This is a genomic window from Thiorhodovibrio litoralis (genome assembly GCF_033954455.1).
Taxonomy (GTDB): domain Bacteria; phylum Pseudomonadota; class Gammaproteobacteria; order Chromatiales; family Chromatiaceae; genus Thiorhodovibrio; species Thiorhodovibrio litoralis.
In genome coordinates, this window is the sequence record NZ_CP121473.1 from 4,081,282 (window position 1) to 4,106,662 (window position 25,381).

Genomic DNA, 25,381 nt, shown 5'->3' on the forward strand with positions numbered 1-25,381 from the left:
ATCCGGCAGGCCGCGTGCCCATTTCGCCCCGATCTCCCCCGGTTAACTGACCACAGGCGCGCGCGAGTTAAGTTTGCGGCCCGAGCCCGCGCGCATTACTCTGTCGCGGCGATGGCCATTGCGCGCGCACTCGAGCGGCCTGTGGCCCCAAGCTCTGGCAAGATGGCGGCAAACCGAGTCTGCCGCATTGTTTTGAAACCAGTGCCCAATCATTACTTTGTTCTATCTGACAGTTTTTCATTTCGCTACACAGGAGTCATGTCGATGCGCATTCAACGTCCAGTCCCAGCGCTGCTTTCCCTGTCTCTCGCGTCCGCCCTGTTCGCCGGACCGGCATTGGCCCAGGACCCGGCCGGTCCTGATGCCTCCAAGACCCCAACCGAGGCCTTCATGAAGGAGCTCGACACGAACAAGGACGGCCAAGTCTCACTCGATGAAGTCAAGGCGCCCCAGACCGCCCGCTTTGGCGAGACCGACGCCAATGGCGACGGCGCAATCACCACCGAGGAAGCCAGCACAGCCTTCACCAAGCAGGTACCACCTGAAATGATGAAGCAGATGCAAGAGCGCGGCATGCCCGATCCCGGCGAGACCTTCATCAAGAATCTTGACACCAATGGCGACAAGAGCGTCAGCACCGATGAATTCGTGCAACCGGCGGTCGAATCCTTCAGCCGCATGGACAGCAACAGCGACGGCGTCGCCAGCGAAGAAGAAGCCACCGCCTTCTTCGACGAGCTGGAACAGGAAATGCGCAAGCGCATGGAAGAAATGCAGCGTCAGCATCAGCAGATGCAGCCGCCCGCGCAGGAATAACTAAATCTGGCACCAAAGGTCCGCGGTCGCCGCAAGAGCAACCGCGGTAATCAATCACTACCGGATCGCAGGAACACACCCCCACATGATGCAAGCACGCGCATTTCGCATTCATCAGGACGCCGACGGTCACCGCGCCGGGATCGAAGACCTGGAGATTGCGGCCCCGGAACCGAACGCCGCCGCCCCTGCAGCTCAAGACGCGGGAAGCGACCCGTCGCGCGATGACGTGCTGGTGCGGGTGACGCATTCCTCGGTCAACTTCAAGGATGCGCTGGCCGGCACCGGCAAGGGCAAGATCCTGCGACGCTTCCCGCTCACCGGTGGCATTGATGCCGCCGGCATTGTGGAGCAGTCGGTCCACCCAGATTTCAAGCCTGGCGATGCGGTGGTGGCCACCGGCTGGGGGCTCAGTTTCGACCATGACGGCGGCTATGCCGACTACCTGTGCGTGCCGGGAGCCTGGCTGACTCCGCTGCCTCCGGCGCTAGACCCCGCTGCAAGCATGGTGCTGGGCACAGCCGGATTCACGGCTGCCCTGGCGGTGGATCAGATGCTGCGCAATGGCCAGGAGCCGAGCATGGGGCCGATTCTGGTCACCGGGGCCAGCGGCGGCGTCGGCAGCCTGGCCATCGCGATCCTGGCCAAGCTGGGTTTCGAGGTCGCGGCAGTCTCTGGCAAAGCCGATCTGCATCCTTGGCTGCAAAGCCTTGGGGCCAGTCAAATTATCGCGCGCGACCAACTCCCTGGCGGCGAGCGCCCGCTGGAGAAAGCCGTGTGGGGCGGGGCCATCGACAATGTCGGCGGGGCCATGCTGGCGCAAATCACCCGGACCCTGGCTCCCAATGGCTGCATTGCCAGTATTGGTCTCGCCGGCGGAACCGAGCTCAACACCACGGTGATGCCCTTTATACTGCGCGGCATCAAGCTGCTCGGATGTAATTCGGTGGACGTGCCTGCCACGCTGCGCCGCGAGCTATGGCAAAAACTGGCAGGCGAGTGGCGGCCGGATCACACCAAGGTCCACACCGAAACCATTGGTCTTGAGGGCCTGCAGGACGTGTTTGAGCGCATGCTTGCGGGCCGCATCCATGGCCGCATTCTGGTCGAGCTGCAAGCTGCCTGAAGCTGTTACCGCCGGCGTGATGATAGCGCCAAACAGGCGGTTTGAAATTGCCGCCAGGACTTTACCCCCAATGGACTTACATCACGGAAAAGCCACAACATCTACCATGCCGCCGATCACAACCAAAGAACGCCGCTGGCTGAAACAGCAGGCGCATCACCTGAAGCCCGTGGTCATGCTCGGTCAGCATGGACTGACCGAGGCCGTGATGCGCGAAATCGAGCTTGCGCTCTCTCACCACGAACTGATCAAAACCAAAATTGCCGCCGGCGACCGCGAGGAGCGGGACAAGATCATCGCCGCAATCACCCAGGAAACCCACGCCGAGCTGGTTCAGCGGGTGGGCAATACGGCCAGCTTTTACCGCCACAACCCCGACAAAGCCCAACCGCTGACCCTGCCTGCAAGCTAGCCGCACTCAGTCGACTGAGGAAGCTGCGAGAAACAGGCGCTCGAAATTGCGCGTGGTGACTTCCGCGACTTCCGCAAGCTCAAGACCACGAATTTCGGCGATCTTCTCGGCCACCAGAGATACAAAGCGCGGTTCGTTTTTCTTGCCCCGGTGCGGCACCGGAGCCAGGTAGGGGGAATCGGTTTCGATCAACAGCCGCTCCAGCGGCACGCGCCGGGCAACATCCCTGAGCTCCTCAGCGCTTTTGAAAGTCACAATGCCCGAGAAGGAGATATAGAAGCCGAGATCCAGCGCCGCCCGCGCCATATCCCAATTCTCCGTGAAGCAGTGCATGACCCCACCGGCTGCGGAGGCGTCCTGCTCACGCATGATGGTGATGGTGTCCTCACGCGCGTCGCGACTGTGGATGATCAGTGGCTTGCCGCAAGCCCGAGCGGCCTGGATGTGGTTGGCAAAGCGCTGGCGCTGCCAGTCGAGATCGCCCTCGTTGTAATGATTATCCAGGCCAGTCTCGCCAATGGCGACGATGCGCGCGTCCTCTTGCGCCAGCCCGACCAGTTCTTCAACCGACGGCTCGCGGCCCTGCTGTTCATTCGGATGCACACCAACGGAAACCATCACCTCGGCATAGGGCTCGACCAGCGCACGCATCGCGGGATAGTGCTCAAGATCAATGCCGACCGAGAGCATGCGCTGAATGCCGGCGTCACGGGTCTGCGCCATCAGGGCGGCAAAATCCCCGTCGTAAGCGCTGAGATCGAGGCGATCGAGATGACAATGGGAGTCGACAAACATGGGTGATGGTCCGATAGCCCCGGGGCTCGCCTCACATGGTATGGGTGCTGCGGTCGGACTCGAGCGCACCGGCGAGGTATTCCTCGATCTTGCGCCGGGCGATGCCTTTGTCCTGATCACTGAACTGAATGCCGACACCGACGGCGCGATTGCCCTCGGCACCGACCGGAGTGATCCAGATAATCTTGCCGGCAACGGGAATGCGCTCGGACTCGGTCATCAATTGCAGCAGCAAAAACAGCTCATCGCCGAGCTGATAGCGTTTGTTCGTCGGTATGAAGAGCCCGCCGTTTTTGACAAAGGGCATATAGGCGGCATAAAGCGCATTCTTATCCTTAATGGCAAAGCTGAGAATGCGTTGTCGCCCGGATTTTTTCTCGCCTTCCATATCCTGGTCCTGGGATGCGTCCCATAGCGGCACTGAGCACCTGATACCGGCCCGATCAAGCCAAGGACATTGCCGGCTGATCTAGCTCCTGGCTGATCTAGCTCCTGGCTGATCTAGCTCCCGGCTGACCTGGCCCGTTAGTCCCAAGCGCTCACTCAAAAAGCATAACACGTCAGCAGGATCTTGACGGCCCGGCGCGCGTGGCGGCCAACTGCGCCCAGCGCATCATCAGCGACTCGAGCAACAATTGCTTGTTGACCGAGGACTGCACAAGCGAGCGAGCCCGCATCAGCTGCCGCGCAAACTCATGCAACCGCTCGCGCGGCAGGCGCGCCGCCAGTCCTTGCAGCACCTCGCGCAAGTCCGGATTGCCGAGATAGTCCGACTGCGGAGCACCGGCGAGGCGCGCGATATCGCACACCCAGCCCAAGGCGATCTCGAGCAGCGCGGGAACATCCCGCGACTGCCAGGCAGCAGCGACTGCCAAGGGGTCTTCGCGTCCTTCGGCAACTGCCAGAAACTGGGAAAAACCTTGCCGGCGCATGTCGAGGTAGTCCGCCTGCGCCATGCTGAGCGCGCGCAGGGGCGCACCTTGGGCCAGGCGCAACAGCAACTCGGGCGGCGCTGGCGGAGCCCCAATCGCAGCGGTCAACCAGGGCAACGCCTGAGATTCCGCGGGCGGCACAAAGACCAGATGCTGGCAGCGACTGCGAATGGTCGCCGGAAGCCGAGTCGCATCGTCAGCAATCAGCAGCAGCAGGGTGCGATCGGTCGGTTCTTCAAGGGTCTTGAGAAGACTGTTGGCGGCGGTCCGAGTCATCGCCTCGGCCGGCACAATCTCGATGACCTTGTAGTGCCCACGATGGCTAGTGAGATTCTCGAGCCCGATCAGCGCGCGGATTGCTTCAACCTTGATCTCCCCGCTCGCGCTCTCGGCATCGGGCACAATGCGCTGCAAATCCGGATGACTGCCGGCGTCGATCAGGCGACATTCACCGCAAGTACCACAAGGGGCACCATTTTCCGCCGGGTGCTGACACAAGAGCGCGCGCGCCAAACGCTCGGCAAAGTGCCGCTTGCCAAGCCCGACCGGGCCAGCCAACAGCCAGGCATGCCCGAGTCGCTTGCCGCGATGCGCACTCCAGAGTCGCTGCCAATGCGCCTCGAGCCAGGGCGGGAACCCCTGGCCGCGTTCAGGGATCGGTAAAGCCGCCTGGTCGCTCATCGCCCTTTAGCGCCAACGCCACCAGCGCCAGATCCAAAGGCGGCAGCGAATTCGATCACAAGCTCGCGCACCTGTTGACCAACCAGGGCGACAGCCTGAGTGGCATCCAGCACCCGAAAGCGTCCGGGGTTCTGCTCGGCACGCGCCAGGTAGACGCTGCGCGCGCGCTCAAAAAAACTCAGTGTTTCGGCCTCGAAACGGTCCGGGGTCGCGCGCGCTTTGGCGCGCTGCAGGCCAAGCTCGGCCGGTAAGTCGAACAGAAACGTCAGGTCCGGACGGAGCTCACCCTGGACCAGGGATTCGAGCGCGGCGATGGACTCGGTTGGAAGACCACGTCCGCCGCCCTGATAAGCGAAGCTCGCGTCGGTAAAGCGGTCGCACAACACCCAGGTGCCGGACTCCAGCGCCGGGCGCACGGTATGCGCCAGATGCTCGGCGCGCGCAGCAAAGACCAGAAGCAACTCGGCCTGGGCGCACAGGCCTTTGTGGTCCGGATCGAGCAGCAGCGCGCGAATGCGCTCGGCAATGGGCGCCCCACCCGGCTCACGTGTCTGCACGAAGGGAATGCCAAGCTCGTTCAGGGCCGCAGCCAGGGTCTCGCATTGGGTCGATTTGCCAGCGCCTTCAATGCCCTCGAGCGTGATGAAACGCCCGCGCAAGCGCCCTGGACTCAACGCATCCGCCTCATTCATCGAAACCGCGTTGGATCGCACTGACCGCCCCGCTGGAAGCGTTGCACGGCGCAGTTATGTTCATCGAGCGAGGCGGAAAAATAGTGGCTGCCATCGCCGCGAGCAACGAAATAAAGCGTATCGCCATCCTTGGGATGCAGCGCGGCATGAATGGCGGCACGCCCAGGCAGGGCGATGGGCGTTGGCGGAAGTCCCGCGCGGGTGTAAGTGTTGTAAGGTGAATCCGTCTCAAGATGGGCACGCGTCAGGTTGCCGTCGAAGTCCTCGCCCAGCCCGTAGATGACGGTCGGATCGGTCTGCAAGCGCATGCCTTTGTGCAGACGCCGCTCGAAAACGCCCGCAATTTCCGGGCGCTCGCTGCCAAGGCCGGTTTCTTTCTCGATCACCGATGCGAGAATCAGCGCCTCGTAAGGGGTAGCAATTGGAAGATCAGCCTCGCGTTGCCCCCACTCTTCGGCCAGTACCTCGCGCATGCGCTCATGTGCGCGGCGCAAGACCTGAACATCACTTGCTCCGCGGCGGAACAAATAGGTATCCGGAAAGAACCATCCCTCAAGATGATCGATGTCGAGATCGAGCGCCTCGCGTATCTCGGCATCACTCATCCCTTCGAGCTCGTGCTTGAATCCTGGCGCCGCGGCGATATCAGCGAGCACCTCGCGAAAGCTGCGCCCTTCGATCAGAGTCACCGGATATTGGACGGAGCGCCCGGAAACGAGCAGATCGAGCAGTTGCGGCGGGGTCATCCCCGGGGTCAGGGCATATTCGCCGGCTTTGATTTGATCCGCCTGCTGGCGGTTATAGGCCAACGCGATCAAATGATGCGCGTTGCCGATCAGGCCATCTGCCGCCAACCGGCTTGCCAGCGAGCGCAGCCCCTCGCCGAGAGGGACCTCGAGAACGAGCTGCTCAGGAACAGGCGCAGCCTTGCCGGCTTGATCATCGCTGGCTTGATCATCGCTGGCTTGATCATCGCTGGCTTGATCATCGCTGGCTTGATCATCGCTGGCTTGATCATCGCTGGCTTGATCATCGCTGGCTTGATCATCGCTGGCTTGATCATCGCTGGCTCGATCATCGCTGGCTAGACCATCGTCGGCTGAATCATTGTCGCCTAGCTCATTGCCGGCGTGATCATCTTTGGCTGGATCATCGTCAGCCGGACCATTTTCTGCAGAGCCATGCTCAGCACCGTCGCGGTCCACTGTGTCATGGTCCGCGGCGAGGGCAGTCAGATCAATGGGCGTGGACAAAAAGCGCTGGTAATCCTGCCACAGAAAATAGCCTGCGCCCGCGCCGAGACCGACCAGCAGCATCAGGGCGATCAGAGTGTTTTTCATCGCCGCCCGCCAAAGCAAGACCACCGCCAGCCGTTGCGATTCACGACCATCAAGCCTTTGCGAATATCAGTGTTCCGTTGGTGCCGCCAAAGCCGAACGAATTGCTGAGCGCATACTGTATCGGCATTTCGCGGGCCTGGTTGGGCACCACATCCAGATCGCAGTTGGGATCAGGGGTTTCATGATTAATGGTCGGCGGAGCGACCTGATCGCGCAGAGCCAGCACAGAGAAAATGGCCTCGACACCACCGGCCGCGCCAAGCATGTGTCCGGTCATCGACTTGGTTGAGCTCACGGCCACGTGCTTGGCGTGATCACCCATCGCCAGCTTGACGCCCTTAACCTCGGCAATATCGCCTGCCGGGGTGGAGGTTCCGTGAGCGTTGATGTAGTCGATTTGCTCGGGATTCAGCCCGGCATCGGCCAAGGCCAGTTTCATGCAGTTACAGGCGCCCAGGCCATCCTCTGATGGGGCGGTCATATGGTAGGCGTCGGAGTTCATGCCCATGCCAACCAGTTCGGCATGGATGGTGGCGCCCCGGGCACGCGCCATTTCGTACTCCTCAAGCACCATGATGCCGGCACCGTCGCTCAGCACGAAGCCGTCGCGATCCTTATCAAACGGGCGACTGGCCCGCTGAGGATCATCGTTGCGAGTGGAGAGAGCGCGCGCGGCGGCGAAGCCGCCGAGACCAACCGGCGAGGTCGCCATTTCAGCACCACCGGCGATCATGACGTCCACCATGCCGTGACGAATCATCAGAGCCGCTTCGCCGATATTGTGCGTACCGGTGCTGCAAGCGGAAACGATGGAGTAGTTCGGCCCTCTGAGGCCATACTTAATCGACAGGTTACCAGCCACCATATTGACGATGTTGGCCGGAACGAAGAAAGGCGAAATCTTGCGTGGTCCGCCGCTTAGATAGGCGCCGTAGTTGTTTTCGATTCCGGTAATGCCACCGATCCCCGAACCAACCGCGACACCGATGCGGGCGCGATTTTCATCAGTGACCTCAAGCCCGGAGTGGATGATCGCCTGGGTGCCCGCGGCCATGCCGTAATGGATGAAGGCATCCATCTTGCGCAGCTCTTTCTTCGAGACATACTCGGTCGCGTCGAAGTCGTAAATGGGACCGCCAAAACGCGTGCTGAAGGGCGCCACATCGAAGTGCGTAATGGTCTGAATGCCGCTGCGGCCATTCAGGATGCTGTCCCAGGCGGAGGCGATATTGAGCCCGACGGGGGAAATAATACCCAAGCCGGTAACGACGACCCTTCTACCTGACATGTATCACCTCTTCACTTGCTCCTGCTTAACCGATGCTCTTCATAGTGCGGCACCACCCCGGAGGGTGAAGCTGCTGTTTCAAGTCCAAGACGCCCCAAGGGATCACGCCTCCGTGACGGACGGCCCCAAAGAGCGACTGGCGAGTCGCAGCCTAGCCCAAATGGGCGTTGATGTAATCAACCGCCTGCTTGACGGTCGTGATTTTCTCGGCGTCCTCGTCCGGAATTTCAGTCTCGAATTCCTCTTCAAGTGCCATGACCAGTTCGACGGTATCGAGCGAATCGGCACCAAGATCGTCAACGAAGGAAGCCTCCGAAGTGACTTCTTCTTCCTTGACTCCCAACTGTTCGACAACAATTTTCTGGACTCGCTCTTCAACGCTGCTCATTGTTTGACAAACCTCCAGTGAATGAAACCCCCAAGGGTCGAGGGTCGCGGTATTTTAGAGACAAAACCCCAAGGTTGAAAGCCGAAAACCGCGGCTCCCTACCCCATTAGCATCCCGCCATTGACATGCACCGTCTCGCCGGTAATGTACCCGGCCTGCGGCGACGCCAGAAAGGCAACGGCGGCGGCGACTTCCTCGGCCTGGCCAAGACGACCGAGCGGAATGTTCGCGAGCAGCGCTTCGCGGTGCGATTCTGGCAGGGAACTTGTCATGTCGGTGTCGATAAAGCCCGGCGCCACGCAGTTGACCGTCACGCCGCGCGCGCCAATCTCCCGCGCCAGCGACTTGGAAAAACCGACCAACCCAGCCTTGGCAGCGGCATAGTTGGTCTGCCCGGCATTCCCGCTGAAACCCACCACCGAGGTGATATTGATGATCCGGCCATGGCGCGCCTTGGTCATCGCGCGCATGCAGCGCTTGGTCAGGTGAAAAACGGCGCTCAGATTGGTAGCGATGATCGTATCCCACTCCTCGTCTTTCATGCGCATCATCAGGTTGTCCCGGGTGACGCCGGCATTGTTGACGAGAATCGACGGGGGGCCGCCGAGCTCCGAAGCGATGCGATCGAGCGCCGCATCCATGCTGGCCGTGTCTGTCACATTCATGCACAGACCAAGCGCTTGAATGCCTTGATCGTTGAGCTCTTGCTGAATCCGCCCCGCGCCATCTTCGGTGGTGGCCGTCCCGGCGACACGCGCGCCGGCTTGACCAAGGGCCAGAGCAATGGCGCGACCGATGCCGCGACTTGCCCCAGTCACCAATGCAATTTCGTTCTCCATACCCCTCCGCCTCTTTGTATCAGATCCGCAGGCCATCAGATCCGCAGGCTATCAGATCAGCAGGCTTTCAGATCCTCAGCCTGTCAGATTAGCAGCAGGTCTCAGATCATCAGCGTAGCTGCTTGCCATTTCGCGCCTAACCGAACCACACCGGCATAGGCCAACCCGTGAGTGATCAACCGACATCAGCCATGGCTGCCTTGAGCGTTTCCGCGTCCACCACAGGGATAGTTGGGCGCGTTTTGTCAATTCGCTTACCAAGGCCCGCCAGCACCTTGCCCGGCCCGCTTTCGATCAGGCTCTCGACGCCCCGATCGCCAATCGCCTGGATGGTCTCAACCCAGCGTACCGGCCGATACAATTGTTGCGCCAGCAGACCGCGTAGCTGCGCCACATCCTCAGCCACCGACACGCTGGCATTGTGAATCACCGGAATCTCCGGCAGTCGCATCGGGCACTGGTCAAGCGCGGCCTGCAATTGCTCCGCGGCCGGGCGCATCAGCGCGCAGTGCGAGGGCACGCTGACCGGCAACAGCAAGGCGCGCTTGGCGCCAAGCGCCTTTGCCTCCGGCAAGGCCCGCTCCACCGCCTCGCGCTCACCAGCGATCACGACCTGGCCGGGGGAATTAAAATTCACAGCCTCTAGCACCTGATCACCCGCCTGCGCGGCACACAGAGTCACAACCTGCTCATCGGCAAGCCCGAGAATAGCAGCCATGGCACCAACACCGGCAGGCGTGGCCTCCTGCATTAAACGCGCACGCTCGGCCACCAGACGGGCGGCGTCGGTCAGCTCCAGCGCGCCGGCACAGACCAGGGCACTGTATTCACCCAAGCTATGTCCGGCCATGACCTCAGGCATCGGGCCGCCACTGTCACGCCAGCAGCGCCAGACAGCGACGCCGGCAGCTAGCATAGCCGGCTGGGTATTCTGTGTCTGATCAAGCTCCTCACCAGGCCCGGCGCTGACGAGCGACCAAAGGTCTCGACCCAGCACCTCAGACACCTCGGCAAAGGTCTCACCCACCAGCGCAGAAGAAACCGCCAGGTCGCTTAGCATACCGACGGATTGCGAACCCTGCCCAGGAAATACAAAAGCCAGTCGCTTGCTCATTGCCCAATCAATCGTTGCATAAATTCAATCAGTAAAAAATCAGATTTGCCCACGCCTCATGCCACCAGGCGCGCTCCGATTCTTAATCTTTATCTACAGCCATGCCAAATGAGCTTTCGGTTTCGGGCCGGTTGACGGGCGCGGGGGTTTCAGCGGCAGGACGCCGCTGGAAAGCCTACAAGGATGTATTCACGGCGTCCCCCGCGCCCGTCAACCGGCCCGAAACAAACCAAAAATGCGTTTTTTCATACTAGCCCTGGCCCGCATCGATCTAGTCGCCTCGCTCGAATAGCACAGCGGGCTAATAGCGCAACAAGACCGAGCCCCAGGTGAAGCCGCCACCAAAGGCTTCCATCAACAGGGTATGCCCACGCTGGATGCGACCATCGCGCACGGCATCATCAAGCGCCAGCGGGATCGAAGCCGCCGAGGTATTACCGTGCTTGCCGACCGTCACCACCACCTGCTCCATATCCAGGTCCAGCTTGCGCGCGGTGGCCTGGATGATACGCAGATTCGCCTGATGAGGAACCAGCCAGTCGATGTCCGAGCGCTCCATGCCATTGGCATCCAACGCCTCATCGACAATCCGTCCAAGCGTGGTCACAGCAACGCGAAAGACCTCATTGCCCTTCATTTCCAGATAAGGCGAGCCCGTGTTCCCATTGCCAATTCCAGCCGGAACCTGAAGCAAGGATTTGTAGCTTCCGTCCGCGTGCAGATGGGATGAGATAATGCCGGGTTCCTCCGCCGCCCTGAGCACCACGGCCCCGGCCCCATCGCCAAAGAGCACACAAGTAATGCGGTCGGTCCAATCGATGATGCGCGACATGGTCTCAGCACCAACCACCAAGGCCGTGCGTGCAGCACCGGTGCGAATAAACTTTTCCGCCACTGAAAGCGCGTAGACAAAACCCGTGCACACCGCCTGCACGTCGAAAGCCGGGCAACCGTGAATATCGAGCCGATGCTGCAGCAGACAGGCGTTGCTCGGAAAGAGCTGATCGGGCGTTGTGGTGGCGACGATAATCAGGTCGATCTCATCCGCGGCGATGCCGGCGGATTCGATCGCGCGGCGCGCAGCCACCTCGGCCAGATCGACGCAGGTCTCACCCTCCTGCACAACATGGCGTTGTTCGATACCGGTGCGCTCGCGAATCCAGCTATCGGTCGTGTCGACCATCTGCTCAAGATCACGATTGGTCAACACCTTTTCCGGCAGACAACTGCCGGTGCCGAGAATTTTTGCGAATGCCATCAGGCAATTGCCCTCGAGCGCATGCCGGAGTCATTCGCGGTCGCCGCTTCATTCGGCATTTGATGGGCGCCCTCGACAGCTGGGGCGCCAGCCGGCTCGGGCACCACGAAATGCGCAACCACCTCATGCTCGAGGCGCTCGGGGATATTGGTCTGGATTTCCTTGCGTGCGATGTGGATCGCGTTCTCGAAGGCAAGCACATCGGCACCGCCGTGGCTTTTGATGACGATGCCACGCAACCCGAGAAGACTGGCGCCATTGTAGCGGCGCGGATCGACTTCCTGCCGAAACGCGCGCAGCACCGGCAGGGCGATCAGTCCGGACAGGCGTTTGAGCAGGTTCCCGTTGAACTGCGCCTTGAGCAGATGAGCCAGCAGGCGCGCGACACCCTCGCTGGTCTTCAGCGCGATATTGCCAACAAATCCGTCACACACCACCACATCGACATCGCCAAGGTAGATATCGTCTCCCTCGACATAGCCAACAAAGTTCAGTGTGCTTTTGCTGAGCAATTCATACGCCTTGCGCACTTGCTCATTGCCTTTGATCTCTTCTGCGCCAATGTTCAGCAAGCCCACGCGCGGTGCCTTCACGCCATCGACGGCACGCACCAACTCGCTGCCCATGACCGCGAATTGAAACAGATGCTCGGCCGTGCAGTCCACATTGGCGCCGAGATCGAGCATGTGAGTGCGGCCATTGACCGCCGGCACCGCGGTCATGATCGCCGGGCGATCGACATGCGGCAGGGTCTTGAGCACAAAGCGAGCAGTCGCCATCAGGGCGCCGGTATTGCCCGCGCTGACACAGGCATGCGCATGTCCCTGCTTGACCAGGTCCAGCGCCACGCGCATGGACGAATCCTTCTTGTTTCGCAGTGCCTTGGAAGGCAGCTCGTCCATGCCAACTTCCTGCGAGGCAGGGTGCAGACTCAAACGGGGATGTTTCGCCTTGTTTCCCAACAAAGGCCGCAGGCGTTCCTCGCGACCGACCAGGATGAGCGACGTGTCAGGCGCCTTATCGAGAAATTCAATGGCCGCCGGCACAACGACCTCGGGGCCGTGATCGCCTCCCATGGCATCGAGGGCAATGATGTGGCTCGAGCTCAACTCAAGGTTCCTCGATTGCTGTTAGAAGATAACGAAGGCTCGATCAAACCAAGCAAGAAGGGGTGGATAAGAAGCAAAAGGCAAATCGGATCGCTATCGGATCGCTATCGGATCTTTGGCGCCGGTAAACCGTCTGCCAGATAGATGACGATAACAGCCAGGATGCCGCCGCAGCGGCACAGCTCCACCCCGCCGGATGATCCCCGGGGACTGCTCAGTCAGTTGTTTTATCGATGATTTTGCGCCCGCGATAAAAGCCATCGGCGGTCATGTGATGACGGCGGTGAATCTCGCCCGTGGTCCCGTCTTCCGACAAGGTGGGCTTGGAAAGCGCGTCGTGGGAACGGCGCATGCCGCGCTTCGATGGGGTTTTTCGATTTTGTTGAACAGCCATTGGAATCTCCAGAAAAATAAAGCGTAATCGTCCGATTACCGGCACAGACAACTGCCAGGTTCATCGAACGGACTGCAAAACATCAGGCCGAGCCCGCACGAAAACTCGCTCGGCCCGCTAAAAATATCAGGAGCGATCCGCTTTCCAGTCGGCCAGAACGGCAAAGGGCGACTGCACATCGGAGGCTTCTCGCGTCTGCTCGTCTACCGACGCTAACACCGCAGCCGAAGACATCAGCATGTCCGTTTGCGGGTTGGCCATGGGAGAATCCGACTCTTCGCACCGCAGATGCCGCGCAATCGCAGGGATCGCGAGCAGCACCTCGTCCTCGATCAGCACCTGCGGCCGCAGCAGCGTCTCCTCAAGCATCAGCGGGTCATAGCATTCCGGCAGCCTCGCTGCTTCATCAAGGCCCTGCACCAGCGCCAAAACCGACTGCTCATCGACAGGCCAGTCCATCTCCTGCAGACAACGCTGGCACCGCAGACGAAGCACACCATTGGTAGATACTTGAACGACGGCGCGACGCGCATCGTCCCGGCCAAAATGCAAGCTGTAGCTGAGTTCTCCCACTGACTCGGCGACCAAAGCCCGCAACCGCGGCAGTGCGTCAACTGCGAGACTGCCCGCATACTGCTGAGCTTGCGCAACGGCCCGCCACGGGTCGATTAAATCGGGCAAATCGGGCCAATCGTTCGACATCAGCCGCGCAGTATAGTCCGCTGCTCCAGCCCAGGTCAATATCTGAGTTTGTTCAGAGACTTAAAGAAAACCGACAGCGCGTCGCCTAAGTCCCAGTCAGGGCCAGCAAAACCCCGGCGGCAACGGCGGAACCGATCACGCCGGCGACATTAGGCCCCATGGCATGCATGAGCAGGAAGTTTTGATGATTTTCCTCGAGCCCGACGCGATTGACGACGCGCGCAGCCATGGGGACAGCTGACACGCCGGCGGCGCCGATCAGCGGATTCACCTTGCCGCCGGTAACGCGATGCATGATCTTGCCCATGAGCACACCAGCAGCGGTACCGATTGAAAAAGCCAGGGCGCCCAGTGCCAGAATCCCCAGGGTCTCGAGGGTGAGGAACATATCCGCCGACAGCTTGGAACCGACCGCCAGGCCAAGCATGATGGTGACGATGTTGATAATTTCGTTCTGGGCGGCGCGGCTCAGGCGCTCGACCACGCCGCACTCGCGCAGCAAATTGCCGAAGGTGAGCATGCCGATCAGCGGTGCCGCCGACGGCAGCAGCAAGGCGCACAGGAGCAGCACCACAAAGGGAAACAGCATGCGCTCAAGCCGCGACACCGGCCGCAATTGCTGCATGACCACCCCACGTTCTTCCTTGGTGGTGAGCGCACGCATAATGGGCGGCTGAATAATGGGCACCAGCGCCATGTAGGAGTACGCCGCCACGGCGATGGCGCCGAGCAGATCAGGCGCCAGACGCGAGGCGAGAAAAATCGCCGTAGGTCCGTCAGCCCCGCCAATGATGGCGATAGCCGAGGCATCTTGCAGGGTGAAGTCAAAGCCGGGCACGAAATTCAGCGCCACCGCACCAATCAGCGTGGCAAAAATGCCGAACTGCGCGGCAGCACCGAGCAGGAGCGTCGAAGGGCGCGCAATCAGTGCGCCGAAGTCCGTCAGGGCACCGACCCCCATGAAGATCAGCAGCGGAAAGACTCCGGTCTCGACCCCCACGGCATAGATCTGGCCGATCATTCCGTCGTGCCCACCGATGTTTGCGACAGGGATGTTGCTCAGCAGCGCGCCGAAGCCAATCGGAACCAACAACAGCGGCTCGAATTTCTTCGCGATCGCGAGGTAGATCAATACCCCGCCCACGGCCATCATCAACACCTGCCCCCAGGCCATGTTGGCGAGGCCCATGGACTCCCAGAGTTTGAGCAGTTCTTCCACGAGGTTATCCCAGCACCACCAGCGGCGCGCCAAGCGACACTGAGTCGCCATCCTTAGCGCGAATCTCGATCACCTTGCCGGCGCTCGGCGCGCGCACCTCGGTTTCCATTTTCATCGCCTCGAGCACGACCACAACATCGCCAGCAGCAACCGTCTGACCAACACTGACTGGAACCTTGACAATGTTACCCGCCAGCGGAGACTCGACGACATGCTGCTCGCCCCCCGCAGCCGGCGCTGGAGCCGCTGCCGAGGAGGCCGGGGCAAGATGCTCCACGGCGCCCGCAGGAGACACCCGCACATCGTAGCCCTTACCATTGACCTCGACCCGGTAGGCTTCCGGACCCGAGATCGAACCGGCGCCCCCTGCCCCGGACGCCGCAGCGCCAGAATCAGCCGCCTTCGCCGCATCGCGCTGATCGAGCTCCCAGGGGGGCACTTCAAAGGCATCCGGGTTATCGCGATTCTCGAGGAATTTTAGCCCCACCTGCGGGAACATCGCATAGGTGATGACGTCGTCGACCACCGCGTCGGCCAGGCGAATGCCGCGCTCTTTGGCGAGCTTTTTCAACTCGGCAGTGAGTTTGCTCAATTCCGCCTCGATCAGGTCCGCCGGGCGGCAAGTCACCGGCTTGGCGCCTTCGAGCACCCGCGTCTGCAAGTCCTTGTTGACCGGCGCCGGGGTGGAGCCATAGGTTCCTTTCAGCACGCCGGCCGTCTCGCCGGTGATGCTCTTATAGCGCTCACCCATCAGCACATTCAGCACCGCCTGGGAGCCGACGATCTGCGAAGTGGGCGTAACCAGCGCGATATAGCCCAAGTCCTCGCGGACTTTAGGGATTTCCGCCAACACCTCATCGAGGCGGTCGGTCGCACCCTGCTCGCGCAGCTGGTTTTCCATGTTGGTAAGCATGCCGCCCGGCACCTGGGCGACCAGGATGCGCGAGTCCACGCCTTTGAGCGCGCCCTCGAAACGGGCGTATTTCTTGCGCACCTCGCGGAAGTAGGCAGCGATTTCCTCGAGCAGATTGATGTCTAGCCCGGTATCGCGCGGAGTTCCCTGCATGATGGCAACCACGGACTCGGTCGGCGAATGGCCGTAGGTCATGCTCATCGAGGAGATGGACGAGTCGACCATGTCGATGCCGGCCTCGGCAGCCTTGAGGATGGAAGCGGTGCTGAGCCCGGTGGTGGCATGGCACTGCATGCCGATGGGCACCGAGCAGGTTTCCTTCAGGCGCCCAATGAGCTCTTCTGCCACATAGGGGCGCAGCAGCCCGGCCATGTCCTTGATGGCGATTGAATGACAGCCGAGATCCTCGAGCCGCCGGGCGAGATCGACCCAGTAGTCGATGTTGTGCACCGGGCTCACAGTGTAGCTCAGCGCGCCTTGGGCATGGGCGTCGGTCGCCAAGGCCGCCTTGACCGGTCGCTCGAAATTGCGGATGTCGTTCATGGCATCAAAGATGCGGAAGACATCAATGCCGTTCACGACGGCGCGCTCGACGAAGGCATCGACTACATCGTCGGCATAATGGCGGTAGCCGAGCAGATTCTGGGCGCGCAGCAGCATCTGCTGGCGCGTGTTGGGCATGGCAGCCTTGAGCTTGCGCAGGCGCTCCCAAGGGTCCTCGCCCAGGTAGCGGATGCAGGCGTCGAAGGTCGCGCCGCCCCAGGACTCGAGTGACCAGAACCCGACCTGGTCGAGCTTGGCGGCGATGGGCAGCATGTCATCGATGCGCATGCGCGTCGCGAGCAGCGACTGGTGCGCGTCGCGCAGCACCACATCGGTGATGCCGAGAGCTTTGTTCTGGTTCATGGGGAAATCTCGCAACAGTTTCCGTCAGTCATAGGAAAGTCGGCGCGCAAGCATCCGGGAATCAGGACCCGCCCACCCGCAATGATGCATCCGACACGAATCGGCCAGGGCCGCAGCTCAGCCAGGGTGCCGGGCCCGGTAGCGCGCCACCGCGGCAGCAATCACGGCAACCACATCCGCATCATCCGGCGCCGCCCCGGCACCGCCTGCCATCGCGCCAACCGGAGCGTCCTGCAACTCCGCTGGCGCAATGCGCGCCGCAAGCCAGGACATGCCGCGTAAACAAACCACCAGCAGCATCAGAAAAGCAAATACTATGCTCATGCCAATCAGCATCAAGCGCAAGCTTTCGCCAATCATTCCGGCTTCCATGCGCGTTCTCCTTTTGGCTGCATGTTCATAACGTCAGGCTCGTGTTGTGAGGCCAATGTTCTGGGGTGATGTGCTGGGATGATGTTATGGGGTGATGTCCTAGGGCTAGCCGAACGGGTGCTTGAGCACCATCGTCTGCGCGCGATCAGCGCCAGTGGAAACAATGTCGATGGGCCGTTCACCCAGCTCCTCGATCCGCTTGAGGTAGTCTCGCGCAGCCTGGGGCAAGTCGTCCAGCGTGAGCGCACCGGCGGTGGATTCCTGCCAGCCTGGCATGTCGATGTATTTCGGCGTCACCCGCTCGAGATCCTCAGCACCCAGCGGCGGGGTTTCCAACAGCTGCCCGTCGAGCTCATAGGCGGTGCAGATGCGGATGGTCTCCAAGCCGTCGAGCACATCGAGCTTGGTGATACAAAGCCCGGACACGCTGTTGACTGCGAAGGCCCGCCGCAGCGCAACCATGTCCAGCCAGCCGCAACGGCGCTTGCGCCCGGTCGTGGCGCCAAACTCATGGCCGCGCTGGCCGAGGTGGTCGCCGTCGCTGTCGAACAGTTCAGTCGGGAAAGGCCCACCGCCGACGCGGGTGGTGTAAGCCTTGACGATGCCCAGCACATAGTCCAGATCGAGCGGGCCGACGCCGCTGCCCGAGGCCGCCCCGCCGGCCGTGGTGGTCGATGAGGTCACAAAGGGGTAAGTGCCATGATCGATATCGAGCAGCGAGCCTTGGGCCCCCTCGAACAATATTGCTGATCCTTGCGCGCGTAGCTGGTGCAGCCGGCCAGACACGTCTCCGACCAGAGGGCGAATGCGCTCAGCCCAGGCAAGCGCGGTGTCCAGGGTCGCGGAGACATCCACCGGCTCGGCCTTGAAGTAGTGCTTCAGCGCGAAATTGTGATACTCCATGATCTCGCGCAAGCGATCGCTGAAGTGGCTTGCATGCAGCAACTCGCCGAGCCGAATCCCGCGCCGGGCGACCTTGTCCTCGTAAGCGGGGCCGATGCCGCGCCCGGTGGTGCCGATGGCTTTGTTACCGCGCGCTTTCTCGCGCGCCTGATCGAGTGCGATATGGTACGGCAGGATGAGCGCACAACCCTGACTGATGCGCAGACGGTCCGATACTTCAACACCGCCGGCAGCCAGGGTATCGATCTCCGTAAACAGAGCATCCGGCGCCAGCACCACACCATTGCCAATAAAGCATTCAACGCCCGCATGCAGGATGCCAGACGGAATCAGGTGCAGGATGGTCTGCTCGCCATCGATGACCAGGGTATGGCCAGCATTATGCCCACCTTGAAAACGAACAACGGCATCAGCGCGCTCGGTGAGCAGATCGACCACCTTGCCTTTGCCTTCGTCGCCCCATTGCGTTCCGACGATGACGAGATTCTTACCCATAGCCTTTATCGTTGTACTGTTTCGGATACAAAAAACTCAGGATGCGACCTGATGCGTGCAACAAGCCCATTGCTCAAGCTCATTGCTCAATCTCAGCTCAATAGAGCATGCCACCGCGCGATCGTGCCGCGCCAATCAACGCTCGCCGGGACTGACCGGCACCAATTCCCAACGCCCGTCGCGGCGCTCGAGCTGGTGCGTCACGCCGAGATCGTCCGGCCTCCCTTGCTGCCCCGGCAACCAGTTCAGCACGCGCCGACCGGAGGCTCGCAGCTCTTCCACCCTCGCGCGCAGCTCGGGGTCGCGCTCATTCGGCGCCAGTACGGCGCCCGTGACAGTTTCCGACGCGGCTGATCCCGCTCGCGCCAGCGCGAGGCCGATCAGCCCTTTAAGATCTGTACTAAAGCCAACTGCCGGGCGCGCGTGACCGAAGAACTCGCCAATGGCGTCGTAGCGCCCGCCACGCGCGATTTCGAGCCCCCAACCCGGCACGAAGGCCGCAAACACCACACCGGTTTTGTAGGTGTAGCCGCGCAGCTCGCCGAGATCAAAATGCACCGGCACATCGGGCAGCCAGGCGCGCAGCTCGCTTGCGATCAAGCGCAAATTCTCAAGCGCTTGGTGCACCCCGTCGCGCGCGGGCCCCAACAAGCGGCCGGCGCGTTCGAGCGCATCGTCACCGTTGAGCTCGACCAGCGCAAGCAGCATGTCCGCCACGGCTGGCTCCACACCGGATTCTTCGAGCAGCGCGGTCAGCTCGGTGCTGGCCTTGCGCTGCAGGATACCAAAGAGCGCCAGCTCCTGCTCCCGCGAGAATCCTGCCTGCTCGGCCAACCCGCGGAAGATGCCGACATGGCCGAGATCGAGATAGGCGGAATCAATCCCGGCCGTCTGCAGTGTCATCAGCAGCAGCCTCAGAATCTCGACATCGCTCTCGGCGCCGGCATGACCGTAAATATCGGCACCGATCTGCATCGGGCTGCGGGTGCCGGCAAAGCCGTCCGAGCGCGTATGCAGCACCGTTCCGAGATAGCACAGTCGCGTCGGTCCCTCGCGTCGCAGTTGATGGGCGTCGATACGCGCCACCTGCGGGGTCATGTCGGCGCGGACACCAAGCAACCGGCCACTGAGCTGGTCGGTCAGCTTGAAGGTTTGGAGATCAAGATCGCGCCCGGTGCCAGTCAGCAGGCTCTCGAGATAATCGATGAAAGGCGGGATGACCAGATCGTAGCCCCAGGCATCGAACAGATCGAGCAGACAGCGCCGCAGCCGCTCCATCTCGCGCGCCTGCGGCGGCAGGATCTCCTCAATACCGGTGGGCAGCAACCACCTTTCCTGATTGAGTTTCATGGTCGGGTACTGAGTTAGTTGACGAAATACAGCATCGCGACGCCGCCTGCCATGCTCATCAGGCCGGCGACGCGCAAACTGCGATTGGTCTGCTGCGAGACATCGAGCATCATCCGTCGCATCGCCTCGGGCGCCAGGAAGGGCATGACGCCCTCAATGACGAACACCAACGCTAGCGCAACCAGCAAGTCATGCCACATGACACCAGACCCCAGGGCGAGCGACGATAACGACCGGCGTGCGCCGCATTAGCGCACGCGCAGCAGACTCTCGTCCGAAGCCTGTGAACTGCCCGGGGCGGCGACCTGTCCGCGCTGATTGTTGAAGTAACGGAAAAACTCCGAGTCTGGCGCCAACACCATGGTCGTGTCCTTGCCCAAGAAAGATTTCCGGTAGGCATCCAGACTGCGGTAGAAGGCATAGAACTCGCGGTCCTGCTCAAAGGCATCCGCATAGACCTGCGCCGCCTTGGCATCTCCCAGACCACGGGTTTCTTCTGACTCCTTATAGGCATCGGCAAGAGTGACCGTGCGCTGGCGGTCCGCATCGGCGCGGATGCGCTCAGCGGCCTCGTGACCCTTGGCGCGCAGATCGCTTGCCACCCGCTCACGCTCGGCGCGCATGCGGTTGTAGACGGACTCGCTAACCTCGGGTGGCAGGTCAATTTTCTTCACCCGCACATCAACCACCTCGACGCCCAACTCTGTGGCCTGGGTGTCGAGTTTACTGGTCAGCACCTGCATCAGTTCCAGGCGGTCTTCCGAGACCACCTCCTGAATGGTGCGTCGGCCAAACTCGTCACGCAGGCTGGTGTTGATGCGCTCGGCCAGCAGGCGCGCGGCGCGGGCACTGTCGCCGCCGGTGGAGCGGAAAAACTGCGCCGCATTATTGATGCGCCATTTGGCATAGGAGTCGACGATCACGTCTTTCTTCTCGATAGTGAGAAAGCGCTCAGGCTGGGAGTCGAGCGTGCGGATGCGCGCGTCGAATTTGATCACCTTGTTCAGCACCGGCACCTTCCAGTGCAGACCCGGCTGATATTCCGACCCGACGATTTCACCCAGGCGCAGTTTGATCGCGATCTCCCACTGATAAACGATAAAGGCTGAAGCGGCGACCGCCCCGACAAGCACCAGGACGGCGACGCCCGAGAGGAGTTTCATGCGGTCCGTCATCAGCGGGTCCTCCGTTCGCGATTCACATTGCGCATCGGCCGTTGGGCCGTCGAGCTGCTCGTGTCGCTACTCGAGGCGCTCGACAAGCCGCCGGTTGAGGCCTTGCCGCCACCTGCGCCCGTGTTTTTCATCAGTTGATCCAGCGGCAGATACATCAGGCTATTGCTGTCGGGAACATCAATCAGCACCTTCTGGCTGTCGCCGATGACATCCTCCATTGCAGCCAGATACAGACGCTCACGCATCACCTCAGGTGCCTTGCGATACTCCGTCAGCACCGCGAGGAAGCGCGAACTCTCACCCTCGGCCTCAGCAATGACTTGATCGCGATAAGCCTTGGCATCGGCAATCACCCGGGCCGCTTCACCGCGCGCCTGCGGCAGAATCTGATTGGAGTAAGCCTCGGCCTGGTTCTCGGAGCGTTCCTTGTCCTCGCGCGCCTTGATGGCGTCATCGAAAGCCTCTTTGACCTGCTCCGGCGGCTTGGCTGGCTGCATGTTGACAGAGGTGACCAGGAGCCCGGTCTTGTACTCTTTGATCAGGGCCTGGACGCGCTCGCGGATGGTCGCCGCCACGGCGCTACGGCCCTCGGTCAGGATGAAGTCGAGCTTGCTGCCACCGATGGTCTTGCGCACCACGGTTTCGGTCGCATCGCGCAGGGTTTTCTCGGGATTCTGATCCTGGAACAGGTAATTGGACGCATCTTCGATGCGCGACTGCACGGTCAGCTCGACATCGACGATGTTTTCGTCCTGAGTCAGCATCAAGGCTTTATGGCTAAAGGAGGAAATCTCGTCAACATTGACAATCTCGACCTGCTCAACCGGCCAGGGCCAGTGCCAGTGCGGGCCAGGCTGGGTGGTTCTTTCATAGACACCAAAGCGCAGCACCACACCGCGCTCGGCCGGATCGACAATGTAGATGCCAGTGGCGAGCCAGAGCACCAGGATCACACCGATCACGATACCGATGGCCCATTTGCCCAGTTGTCCGACCGGACCGCCCGAGCCTCCCCCACCGGAACCGCCGGCATCACCGCCGAGCAGCCCCTTGATCTTATCCTGCAAGTTGCGCACGATCTCATCGAGATCGGGCGGCCCGCCCTGGTTCCCCTGCTGGGGACCCCAAGGGTCTTTGCCTCCGCCTCCAGGCTCGTTCCAGGCCATAATTACTCCGTCTGGGATAGTCAAGTTAGGTGGTGCACCGCGACCGTCGAGCGGGCATTTTAGGTATTCCGGCCTCGGGGAACAATGCGCGAGGCAACCGCGAAAGGAAAAATCTTGCGCCGAGCGCTCATCAGCAGGCGGCGTCGGCCGGTGTCTCGGCGCCTGATGCGCGCCCATCAGCTGTGCGCCCATCAGCAGCGCACGCGTCAGCTGCGAGCCCATTATTGGGGCGACCGCGGCGCTTTAGCTCCCGCTGCAGTCGTTCGGGGTCGATCATAACCGCCATGGTCGAGCCGCCGTCAGGCGTGGCTTCTTCATCCAAGATCCGGCCATGCCGGTAGAGCCAGGCGCGCAGGGCGCCTTCGCCCGGGCCGAGCTCGAGCCGACAGCTCTCCACCTGACCGCGAAAACGCTCGGCCAGGGCATCAATCAGCAATTCCATGCCGGCGCCTGTCTGCGCCGACAGCCACACCGTCGTGACCTGTCCCGCTGCATCCCGGTCCACCCGCGGGGCATGGCCATGGTGCCCGTCCGCTTCGAGCTGGTCGATCTTGTTCATCACCCGCAGACGCGGGATGTCCTCAGCGCCGATTTCGGCCAGCACCTGCTCGACATCCTGCTCGCGGCGGTCGCGCTCGGGCGTCGCGGCGTCGATCACGTGCAAGAGCAACGCCGCCGAGCGGGTCTCCTGCAGGGTAGCGCGGAAGGCCGCGACCAGCTCATGCGGCAGATGGGAGACAAAGCCGACGGTGTCCGCCAGCACCACCGCCGGTGCATTGGGCAGTTCCAGCCGGCGCAGCGTCGGGTCCAGGGTCGCAAAGAGTTGGTCGGCCTGAAACACACCGGCCTCGGTCAACCGGTTGAACAGGGTCGACTTGCCAGCGTTGGTATAGCCCACCAGAGACACGGTTGCGATCTCGGCGCGGTCGCGCGCCTGACGCCCTTGGGCGCGCTGGACCTCGATGCGCTCGAGGCGTTTGTTCAAGGCAACAATCCGCTTGCCGAGCAGCCGCCGGTCGGTCTCGAGCTGGGTCTCGCCCGGCCCGCGCAGGCCGATGCCACCTTTTTGGCGTTCCAGATGGGTCCAGCCGCGTACCAGGCGCGTCGACAGGTGCCGCAGCTGCGCCAGCTCCACCTGCAGCTTGCCCTCGAAAGAGCGCGCGCGGCGGGCAAAAATATCCAGAATCAGCCCATTGCGATCAACCACCCGACACGACAGGCGGCGCTCCAGATTGCGCTCCTGCGCCGGGCTCAGCGTATGGTCAAAAATGACCAGCTCGGCACCAGATGCAGCCACCTGCTCGGCCAACTCGGCGGCTTTGCCCTGCCCGATAAAGAACCGCGGATCGGGTGCCTCGCGCGTTCCGGTGGCATAGCCGACCTCGCTAGCGCCCGCGGCCTCGACCAGCAGGCGGAATTCATTCGCGGCATCGGCATCCAGCTTGCTGCCGATGGCCAGCTGCACCAAAAGGGCACGCTCGCCCGCATCAGGGCGCTCAAACATCGCGACCCAACATCATGCCCGGCATCATTCGACGTCGGACTCGTCGGACTCGGCATCCTCTTCTGAAGACCATTTGATGTTACGCGTCGGCACCACGGTGGAGATGGCATGCTTGTAGATCATCTGGCTGACGTTGTTCTTCAGCAAGACGACGAACTGATCGAAAGACTCGACCTGTCCCTGCAATTTGATGCCATTGACCAGAAAAATCGAGACCGGCACGCGCTCTCTGCGCAGCGCGTTCAAAAATGGATCCTGAAGACTGTGTCCTTTCGACATAGTTTGAAATTCTCTTGTTGTTGTGCGGTCGTCACATCAACGCCCGATTACGAAGCGCCCGCGCGCGCCAGCCCGCGCCGAGTTAATCGGTTACGTTATCACAGAGCCGCCGGTGCGTGGTCAACTCCATCACCTTAAGAGTCAAAGGAATCGAGATCAGCGCTAGCCGATTCCCGCCGCGGCCAAGGTGTCCAGCGCCCGATCGAGCAGCCCCGGCCCCTCGGGCAGCCACAGACAGTCGCTTTCCGCGCGCAGCCAGGTCAGCTGCCGCTTGGCCAGCTGCCGCGTCGCAGTAATTGCCAGCTCGCGCATGCGGGCGAAATCGTAATCCCCGTCGAGATGGTGCCACATCTGTCGATACCCCACCGAACGCATCGCGGGCAAACCGGGATGCAGATCACCGCGCGCCCGCAGGCGCTCCACCTCGGCAACAAAACCTGCCGCCAGTATGGCATCGAAGCGCTCGGCAATGCGCTCGCGCAACACCTGACGCTCCGTTGCGGGCGTGCTCGACTGCCTTTTTTCCTGGCCTTTTTGCTGGCCTTCTTCCTGGCCTCTTGCCTGGCCGCCTGCCTGCGCGGGCGCCCTGACAAGTTTCACGACGAGATAAGGCAACTCTTGAGCCGCAGCCTGCGCCCAATGTTCACTGAGCGCGCGCCCGGTGGTCAGATAGACCTCAAGCGCGCGCTGGATGCGTTGCGGGTCATTCGGGTGAATGCGCGCCGCACTGGGGGCGTCGAGCACCGCCAGCCAGCGATGCAGCCGTGCCGAGCCCAAGCGCTCGAGCTGGCGGGATAAATCCCGGCGCAGCTCGGGGTCGGCCTGCGGCAGTGGCGCCAGCCCGCGCGTCAGCGCGCGAAAATAGAGCATGGTGCCACCTACCAGCAGTGGCACCCGGCCCGCGCACGTGATCTCCGCCATCGCCTGCAAGGCATCAGCGCGGAAGCGCGCGGCAGAGTAGACCTCGCTTGGATCGCAGATGTCGATCAGCCGGTGCGGCACCCGCGCGCGAATCTCAGGCTCAGGCTTGGCTGTGCCGATATCCATGCCCCGATAGACCAGCGCCGAGTCGACGCTGATGATCTCGCACGGCAGGCGCTCGACCAAATCCAGGGACAGGGAGGTTTTGCCAGAGGCCGTGGGGCCCATCAGGAAAATCGCCGGTGGCAGGCTGTCCCGATCCGCAGGACTCTCCCCAAGGCTCATGGTTGCG

Annotated in this window: 26 protein-coding genes and 1 pseudogene; 3 read left to right on the forward strand and 24 right to left on the reverse strand. The window is 61.8% G+C overall.

Annotation, left to right across the window (positions count from 1 at the left end; all coding sequences use genetic code 11):
- Positions 1-264: 264 nt before the first annotated feature.
- From Thiosp_RS18525 to yhbY, 3 genes are all read left to right on the forward strand, one after another.
- Entirely contained in the window at positions 265-816 is a 552-nt protein-coding gene (locus Thiosp_RS18525; protein ID WP_201067527.1) for a CREC-EF hand family protein, read from the forward strand.
- An 85-nt stretch (positions 817-901) separates the two neighbouring features.
- The gene (locus tag Thiosp_RS18530; protein ID WP_201067525.1) at positions 902-1,942 is read left to right on the forward strand and encodes an acrylyl-CoA reductase family protein; all 1,041 of its coding nucleotides are present in this window, start codon (positions 902-904) and stop codon (positions 1,940-1,942) included.
- Positions 1,943-2,012: 70 nt separating this feature from the next.
- On the forward strand, positions 2,013-2,354 hold the full coding sequence (yhbY, locus tag Thiosp_RS18535; protein ID WP_323696600.1) for a ribosome assembly RNA-binding protein YhbY: 342 nt from the start codon (positions 2,013-2,015) through the stop codon (positions 2,352-2,354).
- Between the two features lie 6 nt (positions 2,355-2,360).
- Here yhbY and Thiosp_RS18540 read toward each other — a convergent pair whose 3' ends face one another.
- The 24 genes and pseudogenes from Thiosp_RS18540 to miaA all read right to left on the reverse strand — a co-directional run bounded on the left by Thiosp_RS18540 (position 2,361) and on the right by miaA (position 25,374).
- Positions 2,361-3,149 carry a TatD family hydrolase gene (locus Thiosp_RS18540; RefSeq protein ID WP_201067523.1) on the reverse strand — a complete coding sequence of 263 codons (789 nt, stop codon included), beginning with the start codon at positions 3,147-3,149 and terminating at the stop codon, positions 2,361-2,363.
- 31 nt (positions 3,150-3,180) lie between these two features.
- Complete coding sequence (locus Thiosp_RS18545) at positions 3,181-3,537, reverse strand: PilZ domain-containing protein (RefSeq protein ID WP_201067521.1); 357 nt, start codon at positions 3,535-3,537, stop codon at positions 3,181-3,183.
- Between the two features lie 172 nt (positions 3,538-3,709).
- Complete coding sequence (locus tag Thiosp_RS18550) at positions 3,710-4,762, reverse strand: DNA polymerase III subunit delta' (RefSeq protein ID WP_201067517.1); 1,053 nt, start codon at positions 4,760-4,762, stop codon at positions 3,710-3,712.
- Entirely contained in the window at positions 4,759-5,454 is a 696-nt protein-coding gene (tmk, locus tag Thiosp_RS18555) for a dTMP kinase (RefSeq protein ID WP_201067516.1), read from the reverse strand. The genes Thiosp_RS18550 and tmk overlap by 4 nt, the downstream gene beginning before the upstream one ends.
- Complete coding sequence (gene mltG / locus Thiosp_RS18560) at positions 5,451-6,794, reverse strand: endolytic transglycosylase MltG (protein WP_242518660.1); 1,344 nt, start codon at positions 6,792-6,794, stop codon at positions 5,451-5,453. The genes tmk and mltG overlap by 4 nt, the downstream gene beginning before the upstream one ends.
- A 49-nt stretch (positions 6,795-6,843) precedes the next feature.
- On the reverse strand, positions 6,844-8,082 hold the full coding sequence (gene fabF / locus Thiosp_RS18565; RefSeq protein ID WP_201067514.1) for a beta-ketoacyl-ACP synthase II: 1,239 nt from the start codon (positions 8,080-8,082) through the stop codon (positions 6,844-6,846).
- 151 nt (positions 8,083-8,233) lie between these two features.
- Positions 8,234-8,470: an acyl carrier protein gene (gene acpP / locus Thiosp_RS18570; RefSeq protein WP_201067512.1), complete on the reverse strand. Its 237-nt coding sequence runs from the start codon at positions 8,468-8,470 to the stop codon at positions 8,234-8,236.
- 98 nt (positions 8,471-8,568) lie between these two features.
- Positions 8,569-9,309: a 3-oxoacyl-ACP reductase FabG gene (gene fabG / locus Thiosp_RS18575; RefSeq protein WP_201067511.1), complete on the reverse strand. Its 741-nt coding sequence runs from the start codon at positions 9,307-9,309 to the stop codon at positions 8,569-8,571.
- Between the two features lie 175 nt (positions 9,310-9,484).
- Positions 9,485-10,423, reverse strand: a complete 939-nt coding sequence (gene fabD / locus Thiosp_RS18580; protein ID WP_201067510.1) for an ACP S-malonyltransferase — start codon at positions 10,421-10,423, stop codon at positions 9,485-9,487.
- Between the two features lie 301 nt (positions 10,424-10,724).
- Positions 10,725-11,681 (reverse strand): beta-ketoacyl-ACP synthase III, encoded by a 957-nt coding sequence (locus tag Thiosp_RS18585; RefSeq protein ID WP_201067509.1) that lies wholly within the window; start codon positions 11,679-11,681, stop codon positions 10,725-10,727.
- A gap of 119 nt (positions 11,682-11,800) precedes the next feature.
- A pseudogene (gene plsX, locus Thiosp_RS18590) lies at positions 11,801-12,790 on the reverse strand (phosphate acyltransferase PlsX); the annotation flags it as partial.
- A gap of 214 nt (positions 12,791-13,004) precedes the next feature.
- Positions 13,005-13,184 carry a 50S ribosomal protein L32 gene (rpmF, locus tag Thiosp_RS18595; RefSeq protein ID WP_201067531.1) on the reverse strand — a complete coding sequence of 60 codons (180 nt, stop codon included), beginning with the start codon at positions 13,182-13,184 and terminating at the stop codon, positions 13,005-13,007.
- 126 nt (positions 13,185-13,310) lie between these two features.
- Positions 13,311-13,886 carry a YceD family protein gene (locus Thiosp_RS18600; protein ID WP_201067508.1) on the reverse strand — a complete coding sequence of 192 codons (576 nt, stop codon included), beginning with the start codon at positions 13,884-13,886 and terminating at the stop codon, positions 13,311-13,313.
- 85 nt (positions 13,887-13,971) lie between these two features.
- Entirely contained in the window at positions 13,972-15,105 is a 1,134-nt protein-coding gene (locus Thiosp_RS18605; protein ID WP_201067507.1) for a sodium ion-translocating decarboxylase subunit beta, read from the reverse strand.
- A 4-nt stretch (positions 15,106-15,109) separates the two neighbouring features.
- Entirely contained in the window at positions 15,110-16,924 is a 1,815-nt protein-coding gene (oadA, locus tag Thiosp_RS18610; RefSeq protein ID WP_201067506.1) for a sodium-extruding oxaloacetate decarboxylase subunit alpha, read from the reverse strand.
- A 117-nt stretch (positions 16,925-17,041) separates the two neighbouring features.
- Complete coding sequence (locus Thiosp_RS18615) at positions 17,042-17,296, reverse strand: OadG family protein (RefSeq protein ID WP_201067505.1); 255 nt, start codon at positions 17,294-17,296, stop codon at positions 17,042-17,044.
- A gap of 105 nt (positions 17,297-17,401) precedes the next feature.
- Positions 17,402-18,694: an adenylosuccinate synthase gene (locus tag Thiosp_RS18620; RefSeq protein WP_201067503.1), complete on the reverse strand. Its 1,293-nt coding sequence runs from the start codon at positions 18,692-18,694 to the stop codon at positions 17,402-17,404.
- Between the two features lie 135 nt (positions 18,695-18,829).
- Positions 18,830-20,044: an ATP phosphoribosyltransferase regulatory subunit gene (locus tag Thiosp_RS18625; protein ID WP_201067501.1), complete on the reverse strand. Its 1,215-nt coding sequence runs from the start codon at positions 20,042-20,044 to the stop codon at positions 18,830-18,832.
- Positions 20,045-20,058: 14 nt separating this feature from the next.
- Complete coding sequence (locus tag Thiosp_RS18630; protein WP_201067499.1) at positions 20,059-20,244, reverse strand: DUF2065 domain-containing protein; 186 nt, start codon at positions 20,242-20,244, stop codon at positions 20,059-20,061.
- Positions 20,245-20,292: 48 nt separating this feature from the next.
- Positions 20,293-21,219, reverse strand: coding sequence for a protease modulator HflC (gene hflC, locus Thiosp_RS18635; protein ID WP_201067497.1), 927 nt, complete (start codon positions 21,217-21,219; stop codon positions 20,293-20,295).
- Positions 21,219-22,385 (reverse strand): FtsH protease activity modulator HflK, encoded by a 1,167-nt coding sequence (gene hflK / locus Thiosp_RS18640; protein WP_201067495.1) that lies wholly within the window; start codon positions 22,383-22,385, stop codon positions 21,219-21,221. Before hflK ends, hflC begins: the two co-directional genes overlap by 1 nt.
- A gap of 130 nt (positions 22,386-22,515) precedes the next feature.
- Entirely contained in the window at positions 22,516-23,889 is a 1,374-nt protein-coding gene (hflX, locus tag Thiosp_RS18645) for a ribosome rescue GTPase HflX (RefSeq protein WP_201067494.1), read from the reverse strand.
- A 24-nt stretch (positions 23,890-23,913) separates the two neighbouring features.
- On the reverse strand, positions 23,914-24,168 hold the full coding sequence (gene hfq, locus Thiosp_RS18650) for an RNA chaperone Hfq (protein WP_201067492.1): 255 nt from the start codon (positions 24,166-24,168) through the stop codon (positions 23,914-23,916).
- A gap of 162 nt (positions 24,169-24,330) precedes the next feature.
- A complete protein-coding gene (miaA, locus tag Thiosp_RS18655) occupies positions 24,331-25,374 on the reverse strand; it encodes a tRNA (adenosine(37)-N6)-dimethylallyltransferase MiaA (protein ID WP_201067490.1) in 1,044 nt (347 codons plus the stop codon).
- Positions 25,375-25,381: the final 7 nt, after the last annotated feature.

Bases quoted from the DNA above. Each gene is read 5' to 3' on its own strand.
- Thiosp_RS18525 (WP_201067527.1), top strand. From the start codon at position 265: ATGCGCATTCAACGTCCAGTCCCAGCGCTGCTTTCCCTGTCTCTCGCG.
- Thiosp_RS18530 (WP_201067525.1), top strand. From the start codon at position 902: ATGATGCAAGCACGCGCATTTCGCATTCATCAGGACGCCGACGGTCAC.
- yhbY (WP_323696600.1), top strand. From the start codon at position 2,013: ATGGACTTACATCACGGAAAAGCCACAACATCTACCATGCCGCCGATC.
- Thiosp_RS18540 (WP_201067523.1), bottom strand. From the start codon at position 3,149: ATGTTTGTCGACTCCCATTGTCATCTCGATCGCCTCGATCTCAGCGCT.
- Thiosp_RS18545 (WP_201067521.1), bottom strand. From the start codon at position 3,537: ATGGAAGGCGAGAAAAAATCCGGGCGACAACGCATTCTCAGCTTTGCC.
- Thiosp_RS18550 (WP_201067517.1), bottom strand. From the start codon at position 4,762: ATGAGCGACCAGGCGGCTTTACCGATCCCTGAACGCGGCCAGGGGTTC.
- tmk (WP_201067516.1), bottom strand. From the start codon at position 5,454: ATGAATGAGGCGGATGCGTTGAGTCCAGGGCGCTTGCGCGGGCGTTTC.
- mltG (WP_242518660.1), bottom strand. From the start codon at position 6,794: ATGAAAAACACTCTGATCGCCCTGATGCTGCTGGTCGGTCTCGGCGCG.
- fabF (WP_201067514.1), bottom strand. From the start codon at position 8,082: ATGTCAGGTAGAAGGGTCGTCGTTACCGGCTTGGGTATTATTTCCCCC.
- acpP (WP_201067512.1), bottom strand. From the start codon at position 8,470: ATGAGCAGCGTTGAAGAGCGAGTCCAGAAAATTGTTGTCGAACAGTTG.
- fabG (WP_201067511.1), bottom strand. From the start codon at position 9,309: ATGGAGAACGAAATTGCATTGGTGACTGGGGCAAGTCGCGGCATCGGT.
- fabD (WP_201067510.1), bottom strand. From the start codon at position 10,423: ATGAGCAAGCGACTGGCTTTTGTATTTCCTGGGCAGGGTTCGCAATCC.
- Thiosp_RS18585 (WP_201067509.1), bottom strand. From the start codon at position 11,681: ATGGCATTCGCAAAAATTCTCGGCACCGGCAGTTGTCTGCCGGAAAAG.
- rpmF (WP_201067531.1), bottom strand. From the start codon at position 13,184: ATGGCTGTTCAACAAAATCGAAAAACCCCATCGAAGCGCGGCATGCGC.
- Thiosp_RS18600 (WP_201067508.1), bottom strand. From the start codon at position 13,886: ATGTCGAACGATTGGCCCGATTTGCCCGATTTAATCGACCCGTGGCGG.
- oadA (WP_201067506.1), bottom strand. From the start codon at position 16,924: ATGAACCAGAACAAAGCTCTCGGCATCACCGATGTGGTGCTGCGCGAC.
- Thiosp_RS18615 (WP_201067505.1), bottom strand. From the start codon at position 17,296: ATGGAAGCCGGAATGATTGGCGAAAGCTTGCGCTTGATGCTGATTGGC.
- Thiosp_RS18620 (WP_201067503.1), bottom strand. From the start codon at position 18,694: ATGGGTAAGAATCTCGTCATCGTCGGAACGCAATGGGGCGACGAAGGC.
- Thiosp_RS18625 (WP_201067501.1), bottom strand. From the start codon at position 20,044: ATGAAACTCAATCAGGAAAGGTGGTTGCTGCCCACCGGTATTGAGGAG.
- Thiosp_RS18630 (WP_201067499.1), bottom strand. From the start codon at position 20,244: ATGTGGCATGACTTGCTGGTTGCGCTAGCGTTGGTGTTCGTCATTGAG.
- hflC (WP_201067497.1), bottom strand. From the start codon at position 21,219: ATGACGGACCGCATGAAACTCCTCTCGGGCGTCGCCGTCCTGGTGCTT.
- hflK (WP_201067495.1), bottom strand. From the start codon at position 22,385: ATGGCCTGGAACGAGCCTGGAGGCGGAGGCAAAGACCCTTGGGGTCCC.
- hflX (WP_201067494.1), bottom strand. From the start codon at position 23,889: ATGTTTGAGCGCCCTGATGCGGGCGAGCGTGCCCTTTTGGTGCAGCTG.
- hfq (WP_201067492.1), bottom strand. From the start codon at position 24,168: ATGTCGAAAGGACACAGTCTTCAGGATCCATTTTTGAACGCGCTGCGC.
- miaA (WP_201067490.1), bottom strand. From the start codon at position 25,374: ATGAGCCTTGGGGAGAGTCCTGCGGATCGGGACAGCCTGCCACCGGCG.